The organism is Vibrio sp. T20 (assembly GCF_007858795.1).
Taxonomy (GTDB): domain Bacteria; phylum Pseudomonadota; class Gammaproteobacteria; order Enterobacterales; family Vibrionaceae; genus Vibrio; species Vibrio satsumensis.
The window spans coordinates 94,773-114,269 of record NZ_VFEB01000078.1 but is presented as its reverse complement, the minus strand read 5'-3'; the positions used below and the strand labels follow the sequence as shown (position 1 = coordinate 114,269).

Genomic DNA, 19,497 nt, shown 5'->3' with positions numbered 1-19,497 from the left:
ACGCATTAAAAAACCCGCAACTAAGCGGGTTTTTCCGTTTCAATCTGTAGGACGAAACATTTGTCTTCGTAAGTCGAGCGCTACTGCATCATCAAGAAAGCAAATAGACCAAAACCTAGAATCAGGCGGTAGATAACAAACGGTGTCATACCCATACGAGAGATAAGCTTCAAGAAGAAGTGGATACAGATATAAGCACTAATGAAAGAAACCACGATTCCCGTTAGCAAAGTGCCCACATGAATTGGGTCACCACTGGTCACTAACTTCAGACCCAAATAACCACCAGCTAGAGTGATGATTGGGATAGACATCAAGAAAGAGAATCGAGCTGCTGCTTCACGTGTAAAACCAAGATACAGCGCCGCGGTAATGGTTGCGCCAGAACGAGACGTGCCCGGAATGATCGCCATTGCTTGAGCAAGACCAATAAATAACGCCTTTTTCCAACCCGCTTGGTATTCGTCATCACGCAGGCTTGAGTTCTTATCCACCCACCATAACAACAGACCAAAGATAATCGTTGTCGTTGCGATCACCCACGCGCTACGCAGATAAAGCTCAACAATATCTTTCATCAACAGACCAAAGATACACGCAGGAATCGTCGCGAGAATGATCATCCACGCTAACTTCGCTTCCTTGCTGCGATCGCCTTTAAACACTGAACCAAAGAATGCGCTCAACAAAGAGACGACTTCTTTACGGAAATAGATCACTACTGCGGCCAAAGTACCGACATGGACAGCAACATCAAAAGCCAAACCCTGATCTTCCCAGCCTAAAACCGCTGATGGAAGAATCAAGTGTGCAGAACTGGAAATAGGTAAAAACTCAGTAAAGCCTTGCACCAACGCCAACATAAACGCTTCAAAATAACTCATTACTTACCTTAAAAATTATAGTTTTATATCTACGACAGAGAGCGAGTCTAATTGCTGCATCTTCTGCCATATTTCACTGACGGTTCTTCCGTCTTGCGGGATCACTCTCGCAGGACAAAGATCATAAAGCGGTTGTGTTACAAAAGGATATTTGTAGATATCACTGCGTGGTAATTCTGGTTCGCGCTCAGAAACCACCTCTCCAAACAGCACAATATCAAGATCGAGTTTTCGGTCTTGAAGTTTGTGCGCATCTTGAGAGCGACCCCATTTAAACTCAATTGTACGCAGCTGCTGTGAAAATTCAGTCAATGAGAGTGACGTGTCGAGCTCTATCACAAAGTTATAAAACGGATGGCTATTAAAACCCACGGGCTCACAGTGATAGATTTTAGAACATTTAAGGTTAGTCCCTAACGATTGAAGCTCTGTCCATGCCACCCTTGCATGCTTATCGCGGTCTATGTTCGTGCCAACGCCAACATAGGCTATTGTCATGCTTGACCTCGTTCGATGACTACGCCAACGGCTTTTGCTTGCGGCACTGCGCCCGGTTTAGCTAAACGGATTTTAATCCAAGGTACAGAGAATTGAGTCATGATCAATTCAGCGACTTCTTCTGCCACACGCTCCACCAATAGGAATCGGCCATTCGCAATATGGTCAAGCACGGCAGTACTCACTGTCGAGTAATCCAAAGCATCAACCACATCATCACTCTTACCTGCTGGGCGGTTGTCATGAGCCATTTCAATATCAAGCACAAGTTTTTGTTTAATCTCTTGTTCCCAATCGTAAACACCGATCGTTGTAATTACTTCTAGCTGTTCAATGAAAACTTTATCCAATGCCATGACTTGTCCTTTTAGAGGTCGGATACCCATATTGGGGAAAAAAACGTATTATTTGCGTAATTCGAGATATGATATCAATTACTCTTGGATTGAGCATTATTTTCCCATCGCTAGGCTTATAACCGTTTAAGGAAAGACATGACCCCATTGGCACTAATCATGATCATTGCAGCCTATTTGCTAGGTTCAATCTCTAGTGCGGTCTTGATATGCCGAGTCTTAAGACTTCCTGATCCAAGAACGGTAGGCTCCAATAACCCTGGAGCCACCAATGTACTGCGCGTTGGCGGCAAAGGCGCAGCTGCTGCTGTCCTCCTGTGTGACATGCTGAAAGGCACCATCCCTGTCTGGCTTGGCTACTACCTCAATATCGACTCGATCATTTTAGGTGTAGTGGCGATTGCTGCTTGTCTTGGCCATATGTACCCAATATTCTTCCACTTTAAAGGTGGTAAAGGCGTCGCAACTGCACTCGGCGCTATCGCCCCAATAGGATTCGATCTAACCGGTATGATCATGGCGACTTGGTTGATTGTGGCTTTTTTGTTTCGTTACTCTTCTTTAGCGGCACTGGTTACTGTGTTGCTCGCACCTTTCTACGCTTGGTTAGTCAAACCTCAATACACACTGCCTGTAGCCATGTTGTGTTGTTTGATTGTGCTACGTCACCATCAGAATATCCGTCGCCTACTCGATGGCAGTGAGCCAAAACTCGGACAAAAAAAATCGGCTTAACCTTATATATCCGTTTGAATATACAGGTTTAAGCCGATCATTTTAAGGGTAAGAAGGTTACAGCAGGTGCTTATCTAAAAACGTCTTCAGCATTGTGTTCACAAACTCTGGTTGCTCTAACGAACTAATATGACCAGCGCCAGGAATCACCACTAATTCACTGCCCGTAATGCAATCGTGCATTAAGTATGACTCAAGTACCGGACGTGGTTTATCTTCTTGTCCTACAGCAATCAAAACAGGCAGAGCAAAGTTCTCTACCGACTCAATCATATCTCGACGTCCAAACACCATTCGACCAATTCGAGCCACTTCTTCAGCGTTCTCGCCCTCAAGAGCAGATAACTGCTGAGTAAAACCTTCCACTAAAGTTGGCGTATTGGTTTGAGCATCATTGGCAAAGAACAGTGGGACAACCGCTTCAACAATCGGTTGAGGAACCATCTTAGTTTGAGAAATGGTGTCTAGCATGCTGAAGTATTTAGCGTGCGCAACTTCTGGCTCTAAACCAACAAAGGTATCCATAAGTACCAAAGACTTGATTCGTGCAGGCGCTAACTCCGCTAACTCAGTCCCCCACATACCGCCAACTGATAAGCCAACCACTGAGAATTCTTCGATCTCTAAATGATCAAGCAGAGCCAAAACGTGCTGAGCGTAATCTTTCAAGTTACGCGTCGAAGTGGGTGCAGCCTGAGACTCACCATGAGACCAAAGCTCTGGAACAATACAGCGATACTGAGTTTTTAATGCTTCGATCTGCGGCTTCCACATTGCACTATCCCAAAGGTAGCTGTGGCCGAGTACAACAACAGGGCCTTGACCTTCATCTAGGTACGCCATCGATTGATTGTCTACTGTGAACTTGTTCATCTTCTTCCCTAATCTCTATCAGCAATTATTTATCGACATACAGTCGGTAAGCTAGGATATAAAAACGGCCGCACAAGGCGACCGTTTATCGAAACACTATAGTCAATTACGCAATTGGCTCTAGCTGGTCAATAGGCCAACGCGGTGTGGCATGAACAGACAAATCAGCCGTTTCGCCATTCTTCAAGCGCTGCATGCCCGCATAAGCGATCATCGCACCGTTATCTGTACAGAATTCTGTGCGTGGGTAGTACACCTCACCACCGATTTTCTTAGCAAGAGCTTCAAGCTCAACACGCAGTTGTTTGTTGGCACTTACACCGCCAGCAATCACTATACGTTTCATACCCGTTTCAACCAAGGCGCGCTTACACTTGATTACTAAGGTTGCGCAAACGGCTTCTTGGAAGGCATAGGCGATATCAGCGCGAGTTTGGTCATCATTATCGTTATCACGAATGGTATTCGCTGCGAACGTCTTCAGACCAGAAAAGCTCATATCTAACCCCGGACGATCGGTCATTGGGCGCGGGAACTTAAAACGACCCGGAGTGCCTTTTTCCGCCAAACGAGATAGCAGTGGACCACCAGGGTAATCTAAGCCCATCAGTTTCGCGGTTTTATCAAACGCTTCACCCGCCGCATCATCAATCGATTCACCAAGGATTCGGTATTCACCAATACCTTTCACTTCTACCATCATGGTATGCCCGCCAGAAACCAGCAGAGCCACAAATGGGAATGGTGGTGGGTTATCTTCTAGCATTGGCGCAAGAAGGTGACCTTCCATATGGTGAACAGGCACAGCAGGCACGCCCCACGCATAAGCAATACTGCGACCAATCGTTGCACCAACCAGCAGTGCACCCACTAAACCAGGGCCAGCAGTGTAAGCCACACCATCAATGTCTTTCGACGTTAGGTTCGCTTCAGCTAATGCCGCTTTAATAAGAGGAATTGTTTTTTTCACGTGGTCACGCGACGCTAGCTCAGGCACCACACCACCGTAATCGGCGTGCAACTTTACTTGGCTATATAATTGATGAGAAAGCAGCCCTTGCTCATCATCATAAATCGCGATTCCTGTTTCATCACAAGAGGTTTCAATACCAATAATGCGCATAATTTTCTCGGCACGCTTTCGTCTAAAATGGGAAATTAGCGCAATATTACCCTGCCTAAGCTCTTCAAACAAATATTGTACAGACTATAATCGACAAAGTGCTTTACAAAGCCACTGTGATCGGATTAAAATTCCGCACCATTTTTGATCAAGCTGGTTAATGGCCAAACACGAATAGAGAGTTAGCTCGATGGGTAACTTCTCTGATTTGGTACTGAGTAGCCAGCGATAATGAATAACCCCTGAGGTGAAAGGCATATGCCAATAGTTAAAGTACGTGAAAACGAACCGTTCGACGTTGCACTACGTCGTTTCAAGCGCTCTTGTGAAAAAGCAGGTATCCTTTCTGAAGTTCGCCGTCGCGAGCACTACGAAAAGCCAACTACAGTTCGCAAACGCGCTAAAGCAGCAGCTCAAAAGCGTCACGCTAAGAAGCTAGCTCGCGAAAACGCACGTCGCGTTCGCCTGTACTAATAACTTAATCCATAAGGACTGAGTTATGGCTCTTATTGAACAACTCAAAGAAGAGCAAAAATTAGCGATGAAAGCCAAGGACAAACCGCGCCTTGGCACTATCCGCTTAGCTCTTTCAGCAATTAAGCAACGTGAAGTTGACGAACGGATCACTCTGAACGACGACGACATTCTTGCTGTATTAGTTAAAATGGTTAAGCAACGTCGCGATTCTGTTGCTCAATATGAATCGGCAAATCGTCAAGATCTTGCTGACGTGGAAAAAGCAGAAATTACGGTACTTGAAGGCTTTATGCCTCAACCGCTAACTGATGAAGAAGTTATTGCACTACTTGATAGCGCAATCGCCGAAGCTCAACCAGCGGGCATGCAAGACATGGGTAAAGTAATGGCTATCTTGAAACCACAAATTCAAGGGCGTGCAGATATGGGTAAAGTTAGTGGTTTAGTTCGTTCTAAACTCGCTTAATCCCAAATCAAATTGCAACAAGCCGTGCAATCCTTCGGAACGCACGGCTTGTTTGTATCTGTAACCTATTCAAACTATTATTATCCACACTCTCAGTTAGTGCATTTTTCTAAGGTTTTATGGCAGGACACATCCCGCGTAGTTTCATCGATGATCTCCTAGCGCGTCTCGACATTGTCGACATTGTGGACGCACGCGTGAAACTTAAGAAAAAAGGCAAAAACTATGGTGCTTGTTGCCCATTCCACAACGAAAAGACCCCTTCTTTTAGCGTAAGCCAAGAAAAACAGTTTTATCACTGCTTTGGTTGTGGCGTACACGGTAATGCTATCGACTTCATTATGGAGTTCGAACGTCTCGATTTTGTTGAAGCTATTGAAGAGCTTGCCTCTTTCTTAGGCCTCGATGTTCCTAGAGAGCAGCGCAGCGGCGAGATATCAACAGCACCAAGAGCCAACAGCGAACAAAAACGTAACCTCTACGATTTGATGGGCGGCATCAGTAATTTTTACCGCTCTCAATTGAAAATATCAGCCAACAAACCTGCGATTGATTACCTAAAGAATCGTGGTCTTTCGGGCGAAATCGTCCAGAAGTTTGGCATTGGTTATGTGGCCGATGAGTGGGACTTAGTTCGTAAGAACTTTGGCCAACAGAAAGAAGCACAAGACATGCTCGTGACTGGCGGCATGTTAATCGAGAACGATAAAGGTAACCGATACGACCGATTCCGTGGACGCGTAATGTTCCCGATTCGCGATCGGCGTGGCCGTGTGATTGGTTTTGGTGGTCGCGTATTAGAAGACGGCACACCAAAATATCTGAACTCACCAGAAACGCCTATCTTCCATAAAGGTAAAGAGCTTTACGGCCTTTATGAAGTGCTGCAAGCCTACCGTGAACCGCCGCAAATACTTGTGGTTGAAGGTTATATGGATGTCGTGGCACTTGCGCAATATGGTGTCGATTACTCAGTGGCATCACTGGGCACCTCGACAACTGGTGACCACATTCAAATGCTGTTCCGTCAAACCAGTACTGTGGTTTGTTGTTACGATGGTGACCGAGCAGGTAAAGAAGCGGCATGGCGCGCACTAGAAAATGCGCTTGAGTACCTGAAAACAGGTAACACGCTTAAGTTTCTATTCTTGCCAGACGGTGAAGACCCAGACAGCTATATTAGAGAGCATGGCAAAGCCGCTTTTGAACAGCTGGTCCACAATGCGACGCCACTGTCGACCTATTTGTTCGATAACCTGATTGAAATACACAAGTTAAACTTGGGAACAACCGAAGGGAAATCAGCACTGCGTGCACACGCCAGCGCCTTGATTAATAAAATCCCTGACAGTTACTTCCAAGAATTGCTCGAAAAACTGCTCGATGAGCGAACTGGATTTGATAACCAATTGAGACGTGCGCGTGTTCATACACAGAACCCGACACCTCAACCACATAAAGAGCTGAAGCGCACTCCAATGCGTGAAGTTATCGCTTTGCTTATCCAAAATCCGAGCTATGCTGATATGGTACCGGATTTATCAAGTGTCAAAGGCTTACAGTTGCCCGGACTAAGTTTATTCGTCGAAGTACTTGATAAATGCCACGAGCATCCCCATATCAACACAGGCCAATTATTAGAGCATTGGCGACACAATAAACATGAGGCTCTTCTGTCTCGTCTCGCGAGCTGGGAAATCCCCCTCGACGAAGACAATCAAGAAGACATATTTTTAGACTCATTGGACAACATACTTGCCCAGTGCGTTGAAAAACAAATTGAAAACCTGCAGGCCAAAGCAAGAAGCGTCGGTTTATCAGCCGAAGAAAAAAGGGAGCTACTAGCTTTAATGCTAGATCTAAAAGCGTAACCCTGTTTGATTAGTCAGCATTTAATAAATTTGTTAACATAATTGGTTTGCATTTGAGAATGCAACGTCCTTCACCAGACCTGAAGTTGGATATCATCTATGGATCAAAATCCGCAGTCACAGCTAAAATTACTTGTTATTAAAGGCAAGGAACAAGGCTATCTGACCTACGCCGAAGTAAACGACCACCTACCTGCAGAAATCGTGGATTCTGAACAGGTAGAAGACATCATTCAAATGATCAACGACATGGGTATCAAGGTAGTTGAAACTGCACCTGATGCTGATGATCTAGCACTTAATGATGACGATGCCAATATAGATGAAGATGCAGCCGAAGCTGCAGCTGCTGCGCTTTCAAGCGTAGAAAGCGAAATTGGCCGTACTACTGACCCAGTTCGTATGTACATGCGTGAAATGGGTACGGTTGAACTACTGACTCGTGAAGGCGAAATCGACATTGCGAAACGTATTGAAGATGGTATCAATACAGTTCAACTATCGGTTGCTGAGTACCCAGGCACTATTCCATACATCTTGGAACAGTTTGACCGCGTACAAGCAGAAGAGATTCGCTTAACAGACCTAATCAATGGCTTTGTTGACCCAGACGACGATGGCACAGCTGCGCCAACTGCGACTCACATCGGTTCAGAACTTGCTGAAACTGATCTGGAAGACGAAGACAAAGAAGACGCTGAAGACGACGAGGAAGAGGAAGAAGAAGATACAGGTATCGATCCTGAGCTTGCTCTTGAGAAGTTCACAGCGCTTCGTACTAGCTACCAGAACCGTCAGCTAGCGATCAACGAGTACGGCCATGAAAGCCCGAAAGCAACGCTTGCAACGACAATGATGCAAGACGTATTCAAAGAGTTCCGTCTAACACCAAAACAGTTTGATTACCTAGTAAACGAACTGCGTAACTCTATGGATCGCGTACGTACTCAAGAACGCCTAATCATGCGTCAAACGGTTGAGTACGGCAAAATGCCGAAGAAATCTTTCATTGCTCTATTTACTGGTAACGAATCTAGCGAAGCATGGTTGGATGAAGTTCTTGCTTCAGACAAGCCATACGCAGAAAAGATCAAACGTAACGAGCACGACATCCGTCGCTCTATCCAAAAACTGGATATGATCGAACGTGAAACGTCTCTTACTGTTCAAAGCATCAAAGATATCAGCCGTCGTATGTCTATCGGTGAAGCGAAAGCTCGTCGTGCGAAGAAAGAGATGGTTGAAGCGAACTTACGTCTAGTAATCTCGATTGCTAAGAAGTACACAAACCGTGGTCTACAATTCCTGGATCTAATCCAAGAAGGTAACATCGGTCTGATGAAAGCGGTAGATAAGTTTGAATACCGTCGTGGTTATAAGTTCTCTACTTACGCTACTTGGTGGATCCGTCAAGCAATCACTCGTTCGATTGCCGACCAAGCTCGTACTATCCGTATTCCGGTTCACATGATCGAAACGATCAACAAACTAAACCGTATCTCTCGTCAAATGCTACAAGAGATGGGTCGTGAACCACTTCCGGAAGAACTGGCTGAACGCATGCAAATGCCTGAAGACAAGATCCGTAAAGTACTGAAAATCGCTAAAGAGCCAATATCAATGGAGACACCAATCGGTGACGACGAAGATTCGCACCTAGGTGATTTCATCGAGGATACAACGCTAGAACTACCTTTAGACTCTGCGACGGCAACAAGCCTACGCGGTGCAACTAAAGACGTTCTTGCTGGCCTAACACCTCGTGAAGCTAAAGTACTGCGTATGCGTTTCGGTATCGACATGAACACTGACCACACTCTTGAAGAAGTGGGCAAGCAGTTCGACGTAACTCGTGAACGTATCCGTCAGATCGAAGCAAAAGCACTGCGTAAACTTCGTCACCCAAGCCGCTCAGAAACTCTGCGTAGCTTCCTAGACGAGTAATCACACGCTTTAGTGTGGTTAGCTTTTAAGCATAAATAAGAAAAGGTGAGCGTTGGCTCACCTTTTTTTTATCTGTGTGATTTAAGTGGCTAAGATGTAAGCGGAATTGCCCCTTATAGTGTCTAGACACCACTGAATGCTTCCCCTATAATCTATGCCCTACGGCCCCTTAGCTCAGTGGTTAGAGCGCACGACTCATAATCGTTCGGTCCCCAGTTCAAATCTGGGAGGGGCCACCAAATTAGAAAAGCCAGAACAGTTCATGCTGCTCTGGCTTTTTGCTTTTCTAAATCTGTACAACTCACGCCCTGCACTTCCTAACCAATATCGAATCGTCCCGCATACAATTCCAATTGCCTCTCTGTGACTAAACATACTTTTCTTTTATAAAAAAATCGGCAATATGAGTGCACACAAATCATTCAATAGTTCAGGGAAGACTCATGAAAGACGAAACACTCTCGATTCACTTCGGTTACGACACTGATCCAACAACCAAATCGGTTGCCACACCTATTTATCAAACCGTCGCGTACGAATTCGATGACGCACAACACGGCGCCGATCTCTTCAACCTTGCGGTGCCAGGTAATATCTACACACGGATAATGAATCCAACCAATGACGTGTTAGAAAAACGCATGGCGGCCTTAGAAGGTGGGATTGCAGGCTTAGTCGTGAGTGCGGGCAGTGCTGCGATCAACTACGCGATTCAGACGTTGGCACAAATAGGTGACAACATTGTTTCAACGCCTCAACTTTACGGTGGTACTTACACTCTATTTGCTCACATGCTGCCAAACCAAGGAATTGAAGTTCGTTTTGCTAAAGACGACAAACCTGAAAGCTTAGCGGCACTGATCGATGAAAAAACTAAGGCGGTTTACTGTGAAAGTATTGGTAACCCAGCAGGTAATATTATCGACTTAGAGCGTGTTGCAGAACTTGCTCACGCACAAGGTGTGCCTGTAATTGTTGATAATACGGTGGCAACGCCTGTGCTGTGTAAACCTATCGATTTTGGTGCCGACATCGTGGTGCACTCACTAACCAAATACGTGGGTGGTCACGGTACAACGTTAGGTGGCGTGATTGTCGACTCAGGTAAATTCCCATGGGCACAGCACAAGGACCGCTTCCCTGTGTTTAATCAGCCAGAGCCTTCTTATCATGGCGTGGTTTATACCGAAGCCTTTGGTGAGGCTGCATTTATTGGTCGCGCTAGAACGGTTCCACTACGCAATACAGGTGCAGCACTGTCACCCATGAATGCTTTCATGTTGATGCAAGGTTTGGAGACGTTGTCGTTACGCATGGAGCGACACACAGAAAACGCATTGAAAGTAGCGGAGTACCTTCAGCAACATGAGAAAGTAAGTTGGGTGAGCTACGCTGGTTTACCAACGTCTGAGTTCTACCCGCTTGCTGAAAAATACATGCAGGGTAAACCATCGGCTATTCTGTCTTTTGGTTTGAAGGACGGTTATGAAGCAGGTGTCCGCTTCTACGACGCGCTACAAATCTTCAAGCGCTTGGTGAACATTGGTGATGCCAAGTCTCTGGCTTGTCACCCTGCTTCTACAACACACCGTCAATTAAGCGAAGCTGAACAGAAACAAGCCGGAGTATCACCAGAGATGATTCGCCTCTCAGTAGGTATTGAGCACATTGACGATATCTTGGCTGACCTAGAGCAAGCACTGAGCGCTTAGTGACGCTAAAGCTTTAAGTAACAGACATAAAGAAGCCCATCACTGGATGGGCTTCTTGTTATCTATATCTTAGCAAGTGCACGATTATTCAACGGTAACAGCTTTCGCTAGATTACGAGGTTGGTCAACGTCGGTACCTTTGATCAACGCAACATGGTAAGACAGCAGCTGCATTGGTACTGTGTAGTAGATAGATGCCGTTACTTCACTTACGTGAGGCATCTTGATAATCTTCATGTTCTCATCGCTTTCGAAACCAGCAGCTTCATCTGCAAATACATACAACAGGCCGCCACGAGCACGGACTTCTTCAACGTTTGATTTCAGCTTCTCTAGCAAGTCGTTACTTGGTGCAATAACGACAACTGGCATATCTGCATCTATAAGAGCCAAAGGACCGTGCTTAAGCTCACCAGCCGCGTATGCTTCTGCGTGGATGTAAGAGATCTCTTTCAGTTTAAGAGACGCTTCCATCGCGATTGGGTAGAACTCACCACGACCTAAAAACAGAGTATGGTGCTTATCAGCAAAGTCAGGTGCTAACGCTTCGATCTCTTTGTCAAACGCGAGTGCTTTCTCAATGTCAGCTGGCAAGTCGTGCAGTGCTTTTACGATTTCCGCTTCTTTCTCTTCATTGATACGACCTTGTAGGCGACCAATTGAAGTAACCATCATCAGCATTGCTGCTAGTTGAGTTGTGAACGCTTTCGTAGAAGCAACACCGATCTCCGTTCCTGCGCGAGTCATAAAAGCAAAGTCAGATTCACGAACCAGCGAAGAACCGGCAACGTTACAGATGGTCATTGCTGACATGTAGCCCTTCTCTTTTGCAAGACGAAGTGCAGCAAGCGTATCCGCAGTTTCACCAGACTGAGACAGAGTCACCAACAGGCTATTCGGGCGAACAACGAAGTCACGGTAACGGAACTCAGAGGCGATCTCTACGTCACAGCTTACGCCAGCTAGAGATTCAAACCAGTAGCGAGCTGCCATGCCTGAGTTATAAGAGGTACCACATGCGATGATCTGTACGTGTTCAACCTTGCTGAGGATCTCTTCCGCTTTAACACCGATTGCGTTAGTGATAACCGAAGTGTCAGAGATACGGCCTTCCATTGTGTTGATCAGCGCGGTTGGCTGTTCGAAGATCTCTTTCTGCATGAAGTGACGGTATTGACCTTTATCACCAGCATCATGTTCTGCGTTTGATTCTACGATTTCACGCTCTACACGCTCACCCGCTACATCAAATACCGTTACATCACGACGAGTAACCTCAGCAACATCACCTTCTTCTAGGTACATGAAGCGACGAGTTACACTTAGCAGTGCAAGTTGGTCTGATGCCAGGAAGTTCTCACCCACACCAAAACCAATAACGATAGGGCTACCAGAACGAGCCACAACGATACGGCTAGGATCTTTACGATCAACAACAACCGTGCCGTACGCGCCGTCTAATTGTTTTGCGGTTTTCTGTAGCGCTTCAACCAAAGAAGCTGAAGTGCGAAGTTCCCACTCAACTAAGTGAGCGATAACTTCTGTATCTGTTTGTGAAGTAAACACGTAGCCACGCTCTTGCAGCATAGCGCGCAGTGCTTCGTGGTTTTCGATAATGCCATTGTGCACAACGGCAATATCGCCAGACATGTGTGGGTGGGCGTTCGCTTCAGATGGCTCACCGTGTGTTGCCCAACGAGTGTGAGCGATACCTGTACCACCAATCACATGTTGCTCGTCTACCGCGTCAGCGAGCTCTTGTACTTTACCAAGGCGGCGGACACGAGTTAAGTTAGCTTCGGTATCAACTACAGCGACACCCGCTGAATCGTAGCCTCGGTATTCTAGGCGGCGAAGGCCTTCTACTAAAATTTCGGCTACATCACGCTGTGCTACTGCACCAACAATTCCACACATAGTTTTACTCCATCAATTTCGTTTATTCCTATTGGCAGCAAGCAAAGGCCATATCTTTATTAAGATCAATTATAGGAAGGTAAATGCATAATACTTAAATTTGTTTTTACGCTGGATCGGTCAGGATCACGCGAACATCATGTGATTCGATACTTGCTATGGATTCTTCGCCTAAGTCTGTATCTGTAATTAAGATGTCAATGTGTTCCCATGCCAGCTCTAAGTTCGGGATCTTTCGTCCCACCTTTTCCGACTCAACCATCACGATCACTTCTCGTGACACTTCAGCCATTACTTTGCTTAGGCCAACCAACTCATTAAACGTGGTTGTACCTCTATCAAGGTCGATACCATCGGCCCCGATGAATAGTTGGTCAAAATCGTAAGCGCGAAGCACCGACTCTGCGACTTTGCCTTGGAAAGAGTCCGAATGCGTATCCCAAGTGCCGCCAGTCATTAATAATGTAGGCTCGCTTTCAAGCTCATTAAGCGCATTAGCGACGTGCAATGAGTTGGTCATAACAACCAAGCCACGCTTGGCATTAAGCTGCTGAATTAGGGCACCTGTAGTACTGCCACTATCGATCACGATGCGGTTATGGTCGCGAATTAAATCTGCAGCGGCTTTTGCCAATGAAACCTTTCGAGTCGAAACTTGTTGACCCAGTTCTTCATTAACAACCTCTTTCGGTAACGAAATCGCACCACCATAACGGCGTAAAAGCTGACCGTTTTTCTCTAAAGACGCCAAGTCCTTTCTAATAGTGACCTCTGAGGTTTCGAACTTAGCGGATAATTCATCAACACTAACCTCCCCTTTTTCATTCACTAGGTTAGAAATTGCATGTCTTCTGAGCTGCGTGTTTCGTTTCGACATTTAAAAAAGACCATTAAGTTTCGATATGAAAGATATTATAGTTACAACGAAACTATTTAGTCCATTTATTTTGATCCAAAAAATTAATAAATAGCGATAAAACCTTGTCCTAAGACAATTGTTAAGCAGTGATATTGAACTCATTAGGTGGTAGAATCCGCACCCGAAAAGAAAAAAAATTACAAAACTGACTGTTATTTTTTTGCAACTTACCGCCTATATAGTGGGGTAAGTCACATAAAACCGATATTGAATCAAAATCTTTTGGTCATAAAATGACTAAAATTGATGAAAGACTTACAACTCTGAAGGACATATTGGAAGTCCCGCGCTTTTACACAACAGGCACAAAATGTTGATGTAGCGGACCAATCTTCAGAACTTAAATAAATTTCAAATTGTAACAATACTTACCGGAGAGTACCTTCCATGAAAAAGACCAAAATCGTATGTACGATTGGCCCTAAAACTGAATCTGTAGAGAAGCTAACTGAACTAGTAGATGCTGGCATGAACGTTATGCGTCTTAACTTCTCTCACGGTGATTTCGCAGAGCACGGCACTCGTATCGCGAACTTCCGTAAAGTAATGGAAAACAAAGGTGAGCAACTTGCTATCCTTCTAGATACTAAAGGTCCAGAAATCCGTACTATCAAGCTTGAAGATGGTAACGACGTAGATCTAGTAGCTGGTCAAGAGTTCACTTTCACAACTGACGCAACAGTTGTTGGTAACAAAGACGTAGTAGCAGTAACTTACCTAGGTTTCGCTAAAGACCTAACAGCGGGTAACACTATCCTTGTTGATGACGGCCTAATCGAAATGGAAGTTATCGCAACAACAGAAACTGAAGTTAAGTGTAAAGTTCTTAACAACGGTGCTCTAGGCGAAAACAAAGGTGTTAACCTTCCTGGCGTTTCTGTTCAACTTCCAGCTCTTTCTGAGAAAGACAAAGCTGACCTTAAGTTTGGTTGTGAACAAGGCGTTGATTTCGTTGCTGCTTCTTTCATCCGTAAAGAAGAAGACGTTAAAGAAATCCGTGAGCTTCTAAACGCTAACGGCGGCGAGAACATCCACATCATTTCTAAGATTGAAAACCAAGAAGGTGTAGATAACTTCGATTCAATCCTTGAAGCTTCTGACGGCATCATGGTTGCTCGTGGTGACCTAGGTGTTGAAATCCCAGCTGAAGAAGTAATCTTCGCTCAGAAGATGATGATCGAGAAGTGTAACCGTGCACGTAAGATGGTTATCACTGCAACTCAAATGCTTGACTCTATGATCAGCAACCCACGTCCAACTCGTGCAGAAGCGGGTGACGTTGCGAACGCAATCATGGATGGTACTGATGCTGTAATGCTTTCTGGTGAAACTGCTAAAGGTAAGTACCCAGTTGAAGCTGTTACTATCATGGCTCAAATCGCGAACCGTACTGATTCAGCTCTTAAAGCCGAGCTAGGTTCTCGTCTAGACAGCCCACGTCTACGCATCACTGAAGCAGTATGTAAAGGCGCTGTAGACACTGCAGAGAAGCTAGCTGCTCCTCTAATCGTTGTTGCAACTGAAGGCGGTAAGTCTGCACGTTCAGTACGTAAGTACTTCCCAACTGCAAACATCCTTGCTCTAACAACTAACGAAAAGACAGCTGCACAGCTAGTTCTTACTAAAGGTGTTAAGCCAGTTCTTGTTGACTCTATCGAGAACACAGACGCGTTCTACATCAACGGTAAAGAAATCGCTCTACAATCTGGCCTAGGTAACAAAGGCGACATCGTAGTTATGGTTTCTGGTGCTCTAGTAGCTTCTGGTACTACAAACACGGCATCTGTTCACGTTCTATAAGAATGAACCGATTCGCATAAAATATAAAAGAGGGCTTCGGCCCTCTTTTTTTATGAAACAAAATCTTGCCTAACTTTTCAGTACGCTGTATTATCATTCACAATAGAACTACGTACTGTTAACTTCCAATTGGCTCTTTCTAAGAGACGGATTAGCAGACTAGAAATCATATATAGATGAGGTTTGTAATGTCTAGTCCTACGCTCACTGACAAAGTATCAAAGATGATTCGCCAAGATATTCTTAATGGTGAGTTAACCCCAGGCCAAAAGCTCGTTGTTGCTGATCTAAAAGCACGCTACAACGTTGGCGCATCCCCTATTCGTGAAGCCTTGGTACAATTATCTTGGAGCAAATACGTAAAGCTTGAGCCACAAAAAGGCTGCTGGGTATCTCCTGTATCAAAGAAAGAACTGAATGACCTCTACGAAAGCCTTCGTGTTGTCTCTTCTGTTCTGCTTAAAAAAGCGATTTCAGCGGGTGATGAGAGCTGGGAACTAGATGTATTAACGTCTTACCATAAACTGTCGCGAGTGCAGTACGTATCTGAAGAGTTTGATTGTGTTGAGTGGGAAGAGCGCCATCAGCAGTTCCATGTTGCGTTACTTGAAGGCGCTGATTCAGAGAACATGTTTAAGTTCTTTGATGACCTAATTAACCAAGTGAAACGTTACCGCTTCCTCGCTATGTCTGCAGAAAGCGCATCTGATGATCTGTTCAATATTGATGAGCACGAAATGATCATGAAGCTAGTACTCTCTAAGAATGTAGAACAAGCGACAGAACTGCTTGATCAACACTTACTAGGTTCAATGAAACGAATTGAAGAAGTTATCGAAGCGGCATAATGCCAAGATAGATTCTCACCAAATAAAAACGGAGCCCAACGGCTCCGTTTTTTTTCCAGTACCACGACTGAACTACCACCCAAAAAACTCTTTGTGATGAGTATTGAGCAGCACAACCATAGGTAAAAAATACAATGCACTAAGCTGAAAGCCAAGAATGGCTAATGTGCCTATGGTTAACCTCACTAAAAAATCGACAAACATACCACGCCTCTTTTAACCAGACTGTATGATCCCCAAACTCTTGCTCCAGCTAACCTAATTCTACTGCTGCCTTTCAAGTTATTGATAAGGCTAGCTAACCAGCTGAATTAAGTTAACGGTGTCATCCTTTTACATCTGGTAAACACTCTATTTATTATATCGTTTCACACGATGTAATCTGAAGTAAAGTAGTTTACTTATTGTTCATTTTAGCTCAAATTTTCACCAGCATTAGACTTTAGTCTAACTGTATAGATTTTGTGACATAGGTCATTCAAAAGTGAGATTCCTAATAAAAAGAGGGGAAAGGCAAAATGAGTCGGGGAGCCGCTTGAAGAAGTTAAGCAAATAGAAAAGAGGACTAGGTAGAAGCGAACCTAAGCGACATCATCGTAGCTAGGACACATAGAGACCGTATTACGGCCAGACGATTTAGATTCGTAAAGTGCAACATCAGCACACTTATATGAACGAGTGCTGTTACTGGTTAAATCCGTAAAGCCAACACTCACCGTTACCTTAGTTCCAGCTGCTAGCTCAATCTCGATTCGTAATCGTTCCAATACGCGTTTTGCTTCCGGCAGTGAGGTGTGTGGCATCAAGAGTGCAAACTCTTCTCCTCCGACACGTGCAACAAAGTCAGTTCCACGAAGGCTATCTTGCAGAAGCTTAGCAACACTTGCAATCACACGGTCGCCTTCATCGTGGCCAAGTTCGTCATTGATTCGCTTAAAGTTATCGATATCGACTAAGGCTAAGCACGTAGTCGCTTCATTAGGATAACGCTCAACCAAGCGAGAATAGTAAGCCAACTGCTCTTCGAACTTTCGTCGGTTCCAGAGATTACTCAAAGAGTCGCGTTCACTTAAGATCCTCAAACGCACCTCAAGCTCCTTCCTTACGGAAATATCAACCAACGAAGTGATGTAGTAGCTGACTTTGCCCGAACTGTTTTTGACCACATGAACTCGCATGATCGCAGTAAAAGGAATACGTAACTTGTTCTTACACTGAACTTCCCCTTCCCATACTTCTTCTTGTTCTAAATGGCTCCAGATGGTCGAACTTGAGAGCACTTGGTCGGTATTCTCAAGCAACAACTGCAATGCATTCTGGCCAATAACTTGTTTTTTACTGTACCCAGTCATGTTCTCAAATTCGTTGTTGATCATCATTGTGCGGTGTTGCTTGTCAGAGATCATCACTGCCGACATGCCATTCAATGCGGCGCGTGCCAATTTACTCTCTAGACTTCGGCGTCGATAGTGCGTCACAATGTAAGCAAACGGGAAAGCGAAAATCAGCACCGTAATCAAAACAATGATCTCTTCATAGGCCAGATCATTCAGATCACGCTCAGCCCGATCCATCAATTGCTTGTGATTAAGTTGAATCAGTAAATGAACCTTTTGACTGTTCGCGAGCATAACCGTGTTAAAGGCAAACAAATTACCATCTTCAAAAACGTACCCTACCTGATCATTGGAGATCGCATCCCATGTCTTCGGCGCGATATTTTTCAGGTTGTAGCCTTTTCTTTCAGGAATAGAGTCTCCGAACAACTTACCGCTGTTGTTACTCGCGATGAAGTAGCCCGCGTCATTGAGAACTTCTGCTCGAAGATCGTTATCAGGTGAAAAGCTCAGACGCGACGATAAGCCCCATACATCGAGATTGATGACAAGGTAGCCTACTCTTTCGTCTGGGGTTTCTACGGGGGTAAAAACACGGATTACCGGCGAATACGGGAAGGTGACTTCACCATGCTCCGTTTCAAGCTCAATACCCCAACCGCCAATCTGTTCGGCTTCTAGTTTTTGAGCGTATTGGAAGTAGTTAGAATCTGACCTATCTTGCAGGTGTTGAGGTAGCGTCACCCTACCGGTATCAGAGGAATAATTAACCCGCACCAGTTCTTTACCTGTGATATCTAACAGATGGATTTGTGTATACCACTTCTGATTCACAAGAACAGATTGCCAGACCTCTTCAAGTAGACCTTTGGTTTGGTCTGAAGGAGAAGAAGCAAAGTTAACCAAACTCTGGCTATGACTTAGTAGCTCCATTACCGAGACTAACTGAGTCTTAAGAAGATCATAATCTCGCTTGGCATACACTAACTGATGGACGGCTTGCTTAGCCGAGTAGTCAAAGCTCTGCTGTTGTACTTCTTTGTAGCGCTGTAAATAATACAGGCATACTGCAGAAGACAATATGATAGAGATAATCAGCAATGTAATTATTGATTTTTTATTTCGCATTGCTAACTCAGATGAATGGAAGTGCAGCGCAGGATTATAGCACTCTAAAAAATTAACAAAATAAAAGCCGCTTAAAAAAGCGGCTTTTAAGTTATTTTTTAAAGACTTATCGCCTAGGCTTTCAACGCACGTTCGCCTCGTGCGATGCCAACAACACCACTTCGAGCTACTTCAAGCACTTCCGTCACTTCAGACAATGCCTGAATGAAGGCATCAAGCTTCTCACTAGTGCCGGCCATTTGAACCGTATATTGAGAAGCCGTTACATCAACGATTTGGCCACGGAAGATATCAGCCGTACGCTTCACTTCTGCACGAGCAAAGCCGCTCGCGCGTACTTTTACCATCAACAGCTCACGCTCGATATGCTCAAGCTCAGACACTTCTTGTACCTTAAGTACATCGATTAGTTTATGTAGCTGTTTCTGGATCTGCTCAAGCTGCATTTCGCTTGAGTTAGTGGTTACGTTCAGACGAGACAGCGTCGGATCATCGGTTGGAGATACGTTCAAAGACTCGATGTTGTAGCCACGCTGAGAAAACAAGCCAACCACACGAGAAAGTGCACCAGGTTGGTTTTCCATTAATAGTGAAATGATGTGTCTCATA

The 19,497-nt window shown here is 44.8% G+C and carries 17 protein-coding genes and 1 tRNA gene; 9 read left to right on the top strand and 9 right to left on the bottom strand.

Annotated features, from left to right (window positions below):
* Nucleotides 1–80: 80 nt before the first annotated feature.
* The 3 genes from FTW16_RS06680 to folB are packed head-to-tail and all read right to left on the bottom strand — an operon-like array spanning nt 81 to nt 1,738.
* Complete coding sequence (locus FTW16_RS06680) at nt 81–884, bottom strand: undecaprenyl-diphosphate phosphatase (protein ID WP_004735967.1); 804 nt, start codon at nt 882–884, stop codon at nt 81–83.
* 15 nt (nt 885–899) lie between these two features.
* On the bottom strand, nt 900–1,382 hold the full coding sequence (folK, locus tag FTW16_RS06675; protein WP_146490505.1) for a 2-amino-4-hydroxy-6-hydroxymethyldihydropteridine diphosphokinase: 483 nt from the start codon (nt 1,380–1,382) through the stop codon (nt 900–902).
* Nucleotides 1,379–1,738 (bottom strand): dihydroneopterin aldolase, encoded by a 360-nt coding sequence (gene folB / locus FTW16_RS06670; protein ID WP_146490504.1) that lies wholly within the window; start codon nt 1,736–1,738, stop codon nt 1,379–1,381. Before folB ends, folK begins: the two co-directional genes overlap by 4 nt.
* A 138-nt stretch (nt 1,739–1,876) precedes the next feature.
* Here folB and plsY point away from each other — a divergent pair, with 138 nt between their 5' ends.
* Nucleotides 1,877–2,473, top strand: coding sequence for a glycerol-3-phosphate 1-O-acyltransferase PlsY (gene plsY, locus FTW16_RS06665; protein ID WP_061019074.1), 597 nt, complete (start codon nt 1,877–1,879; stop codon nt 2,471–2,473).
* 57 nt (nt 2,474–2,530) lie between these two features.
* Here the strand turns inward: plsY and FTW16_RS06660 are convergent, their stop codons facing one another.
* Nucleotides 2,531–3,346, bottom strand: coding sequence for an alpha/beta fold hydrolase (locus FTW16_RS06660; protein WP_146490503.1), 816 nt, complete (start codon nt 3,344–3,346; stop codon nt 2,531–2,533).
* A gap of 106 nt (nt 3,347–3,452) precedes the next feature.
* Nucleotides 3,453–4,469 carry a tRNA (adenosine(37)-N6)-threonylcarbamoyltransferase complex transferase subunit TsaD gene (tsaD, locus tag FTW16_RS06655; RefSeq protein WP_019826876.1) on the bottom strand — a complete coding sequence of 339 codons (1,017 nt, stop codon included), beginning with the start codon at nt 4,467–4,469 and terminating at the stop codon, nt 3,453–3,455.
* Between the two features lie 258 nt (nt 4,470–4,727).
* On the opposite strand from tsaD, the gene rpsU reads away from it, so the two are divergent.
* The 6 genes from rpsU (at nt 4,728) to FTW16_RS06625 (ending at nt 10,939) form a co-directional block, all read left to right on the top strand.
* Nucleotides 4,728–4,943, top strand: coding sequence for a 30S ribosomal protein S21 (rpsU, locus tag FTW16_RS06650; protein WP_004396009.1), 216 nt, complete (start codon nt 4,728–4,730; stop codon nt 4,941–4,943).
* 25 nt (nt 4,944–4,968) lie between these two features.
* Nucleotides 4,969–5,412, top strand: a complete 444-nt coding sequence (locus tag FTW16_RS06645; protein WP_017069475.1) for a GatB/YqeY domain-containing protein — start codon at nt 4,969–4,971, stop codon at nt 5,410–5,412.
* A 119-nt stretch (nt 5,413–5,531) separates the two neighbouring features.
* Nucleotides 5,532–7,283, top strand: a complete 1,752-nt coding sequence (gene dnaG, locus FTW16_RS06640; RefSeq protein ID WP_146490502.1) for a DNA primase — start codon at nt 5,532–5,534, stop codon at nt 7,281–7,283.
* A gap of 99 nt (nt 7,284–7,382) precedes the next feature.
* Nucleotides 7,383–9,227, top strand: a complete 1,845-nt coding sequence (gene rpoD, locus FTW16_RS06635; RefSeq protein WP_017061407.1) for an RNA polymerase sigma factor RpoD — start codon at nt 7,383–7,385, stop codon at nt 9,225–9,227.
* A 163-nt stretch (nt 9,228–9,390) separates the two neighbouring features.
* Nucleotides 9,391–9,466, top strand: a tRNA-Ile gene (locus FTW16_RS06630).
* Nucleotides 9,467–9,670: 204 nt separating this feature from the next.
* Nucleotides 9,671–10,939 (top strand): O-acetylhomoserine aminocarboxypropyltransferase/cysteine synthase family protein, encoded by a 1,269-nt coding sequence (locus FTW16_RS06625; RefSeq protein ID WP_146490501.1) that lies wholly within the window; start codon nt 9,671–9,673, stop codon nt 10,937–10,939.
* A gap of 84 nt (nt 10,940–11,023) precedes the next feature.
* On the opposite strand, the gene glmS is transcribed toward FTW16_RS06625, so the two are convergent.
* Nucleotides 11,024–12,856: a glutamine--fructose-6-phosphate transaminase (isomerizing) gene (gene glmS / locus FTW16_RS06620; protein WP_146490500.1), complete on the bottom strand. Its 1,833-nt coding sequence runs from the start codon at nt 12,854–12,856 to the stop codon at nt 11,024–11,026.
* 106 nt (nt 12,857–12,962) lie between these two features.
* Nucleotides 12,963–13,733: a DeoR/GlpR family DNA-binding transcription regulator gene (locus tag FTW16_RS06615; protein WP_146490499.1), complete on the bottom strand. Its 771-nt coding sequence runs from the start codon at nt 13,731–13,733 to the stop codon at nt 12,963–12,965.
* A 429-nt stretch (nt 13,734–14,162) separates the two neighbouring features.
* On the opposite strand from FTW16_RS06615, the gene pykF reads away from it, so the two are divergent.
* The gene (gene pykF / locus FTW16_RS06610; protein WP_017061403.1) at nt 14,163–15,575 is read left to right on the top strand and encodes a pyruvate kinase PykF; all 1,413 of its coding nucleotides are present in this window, start codon (nt 14,163–14,165) and stop codon (nt 15,573–15,575) included.
* 176 nt (nt 15,576–15,751) lie between these two features.
* The gene (locus tag FTW16_RS06605; protein ID WP_019826885.1) at nt 15,752–16,423 is read left to right on the top strand and encodes a GntR family transcriptional regulator; all 672 of its coding nucleotides are present in this window, start codon (nt 15,752–15,754) and stop codon (nt 16,421–16,423) included.
* Between the two features lie 581 nt (nt 16,424–17,004).
* On the opposite strand, the gene FTW16_RS06595 is transcribed toward FTW16_RS06605, so the two are convergent.
* Both FTW16_RS06595 and ilvN read right to left on the bottom strand, forming a co-directional pair.
* On the bottom strand, nt 17,005–18,888 hold the full coding sequence (locus FTW16_RS06595) for a GGDEF domain-containing protein (protein WP_146490498.1): 1,884 nt from the start codon (nt 18,886–18,888) through the stop codon (nt 17,005–17,007).
* Nucleotides 18,889–19,001: 113 nt separating this feature from the next.
* Nucleotides 19,002–19,496 carry an acetolactate synthase small subunit gene (gene ilvN, locus FTW16_RS06590; protein WP_008219984.1) on the bottom strand — a complete coding sequence of 165 codons (495 nt, stop codon included), beginning with the start codon at nt 19,494–19,496 and terminating at the stop codon, nt 19,002–19,004.
* Nucleotide 19,497 lies beyond the last annotated feature (1 nt).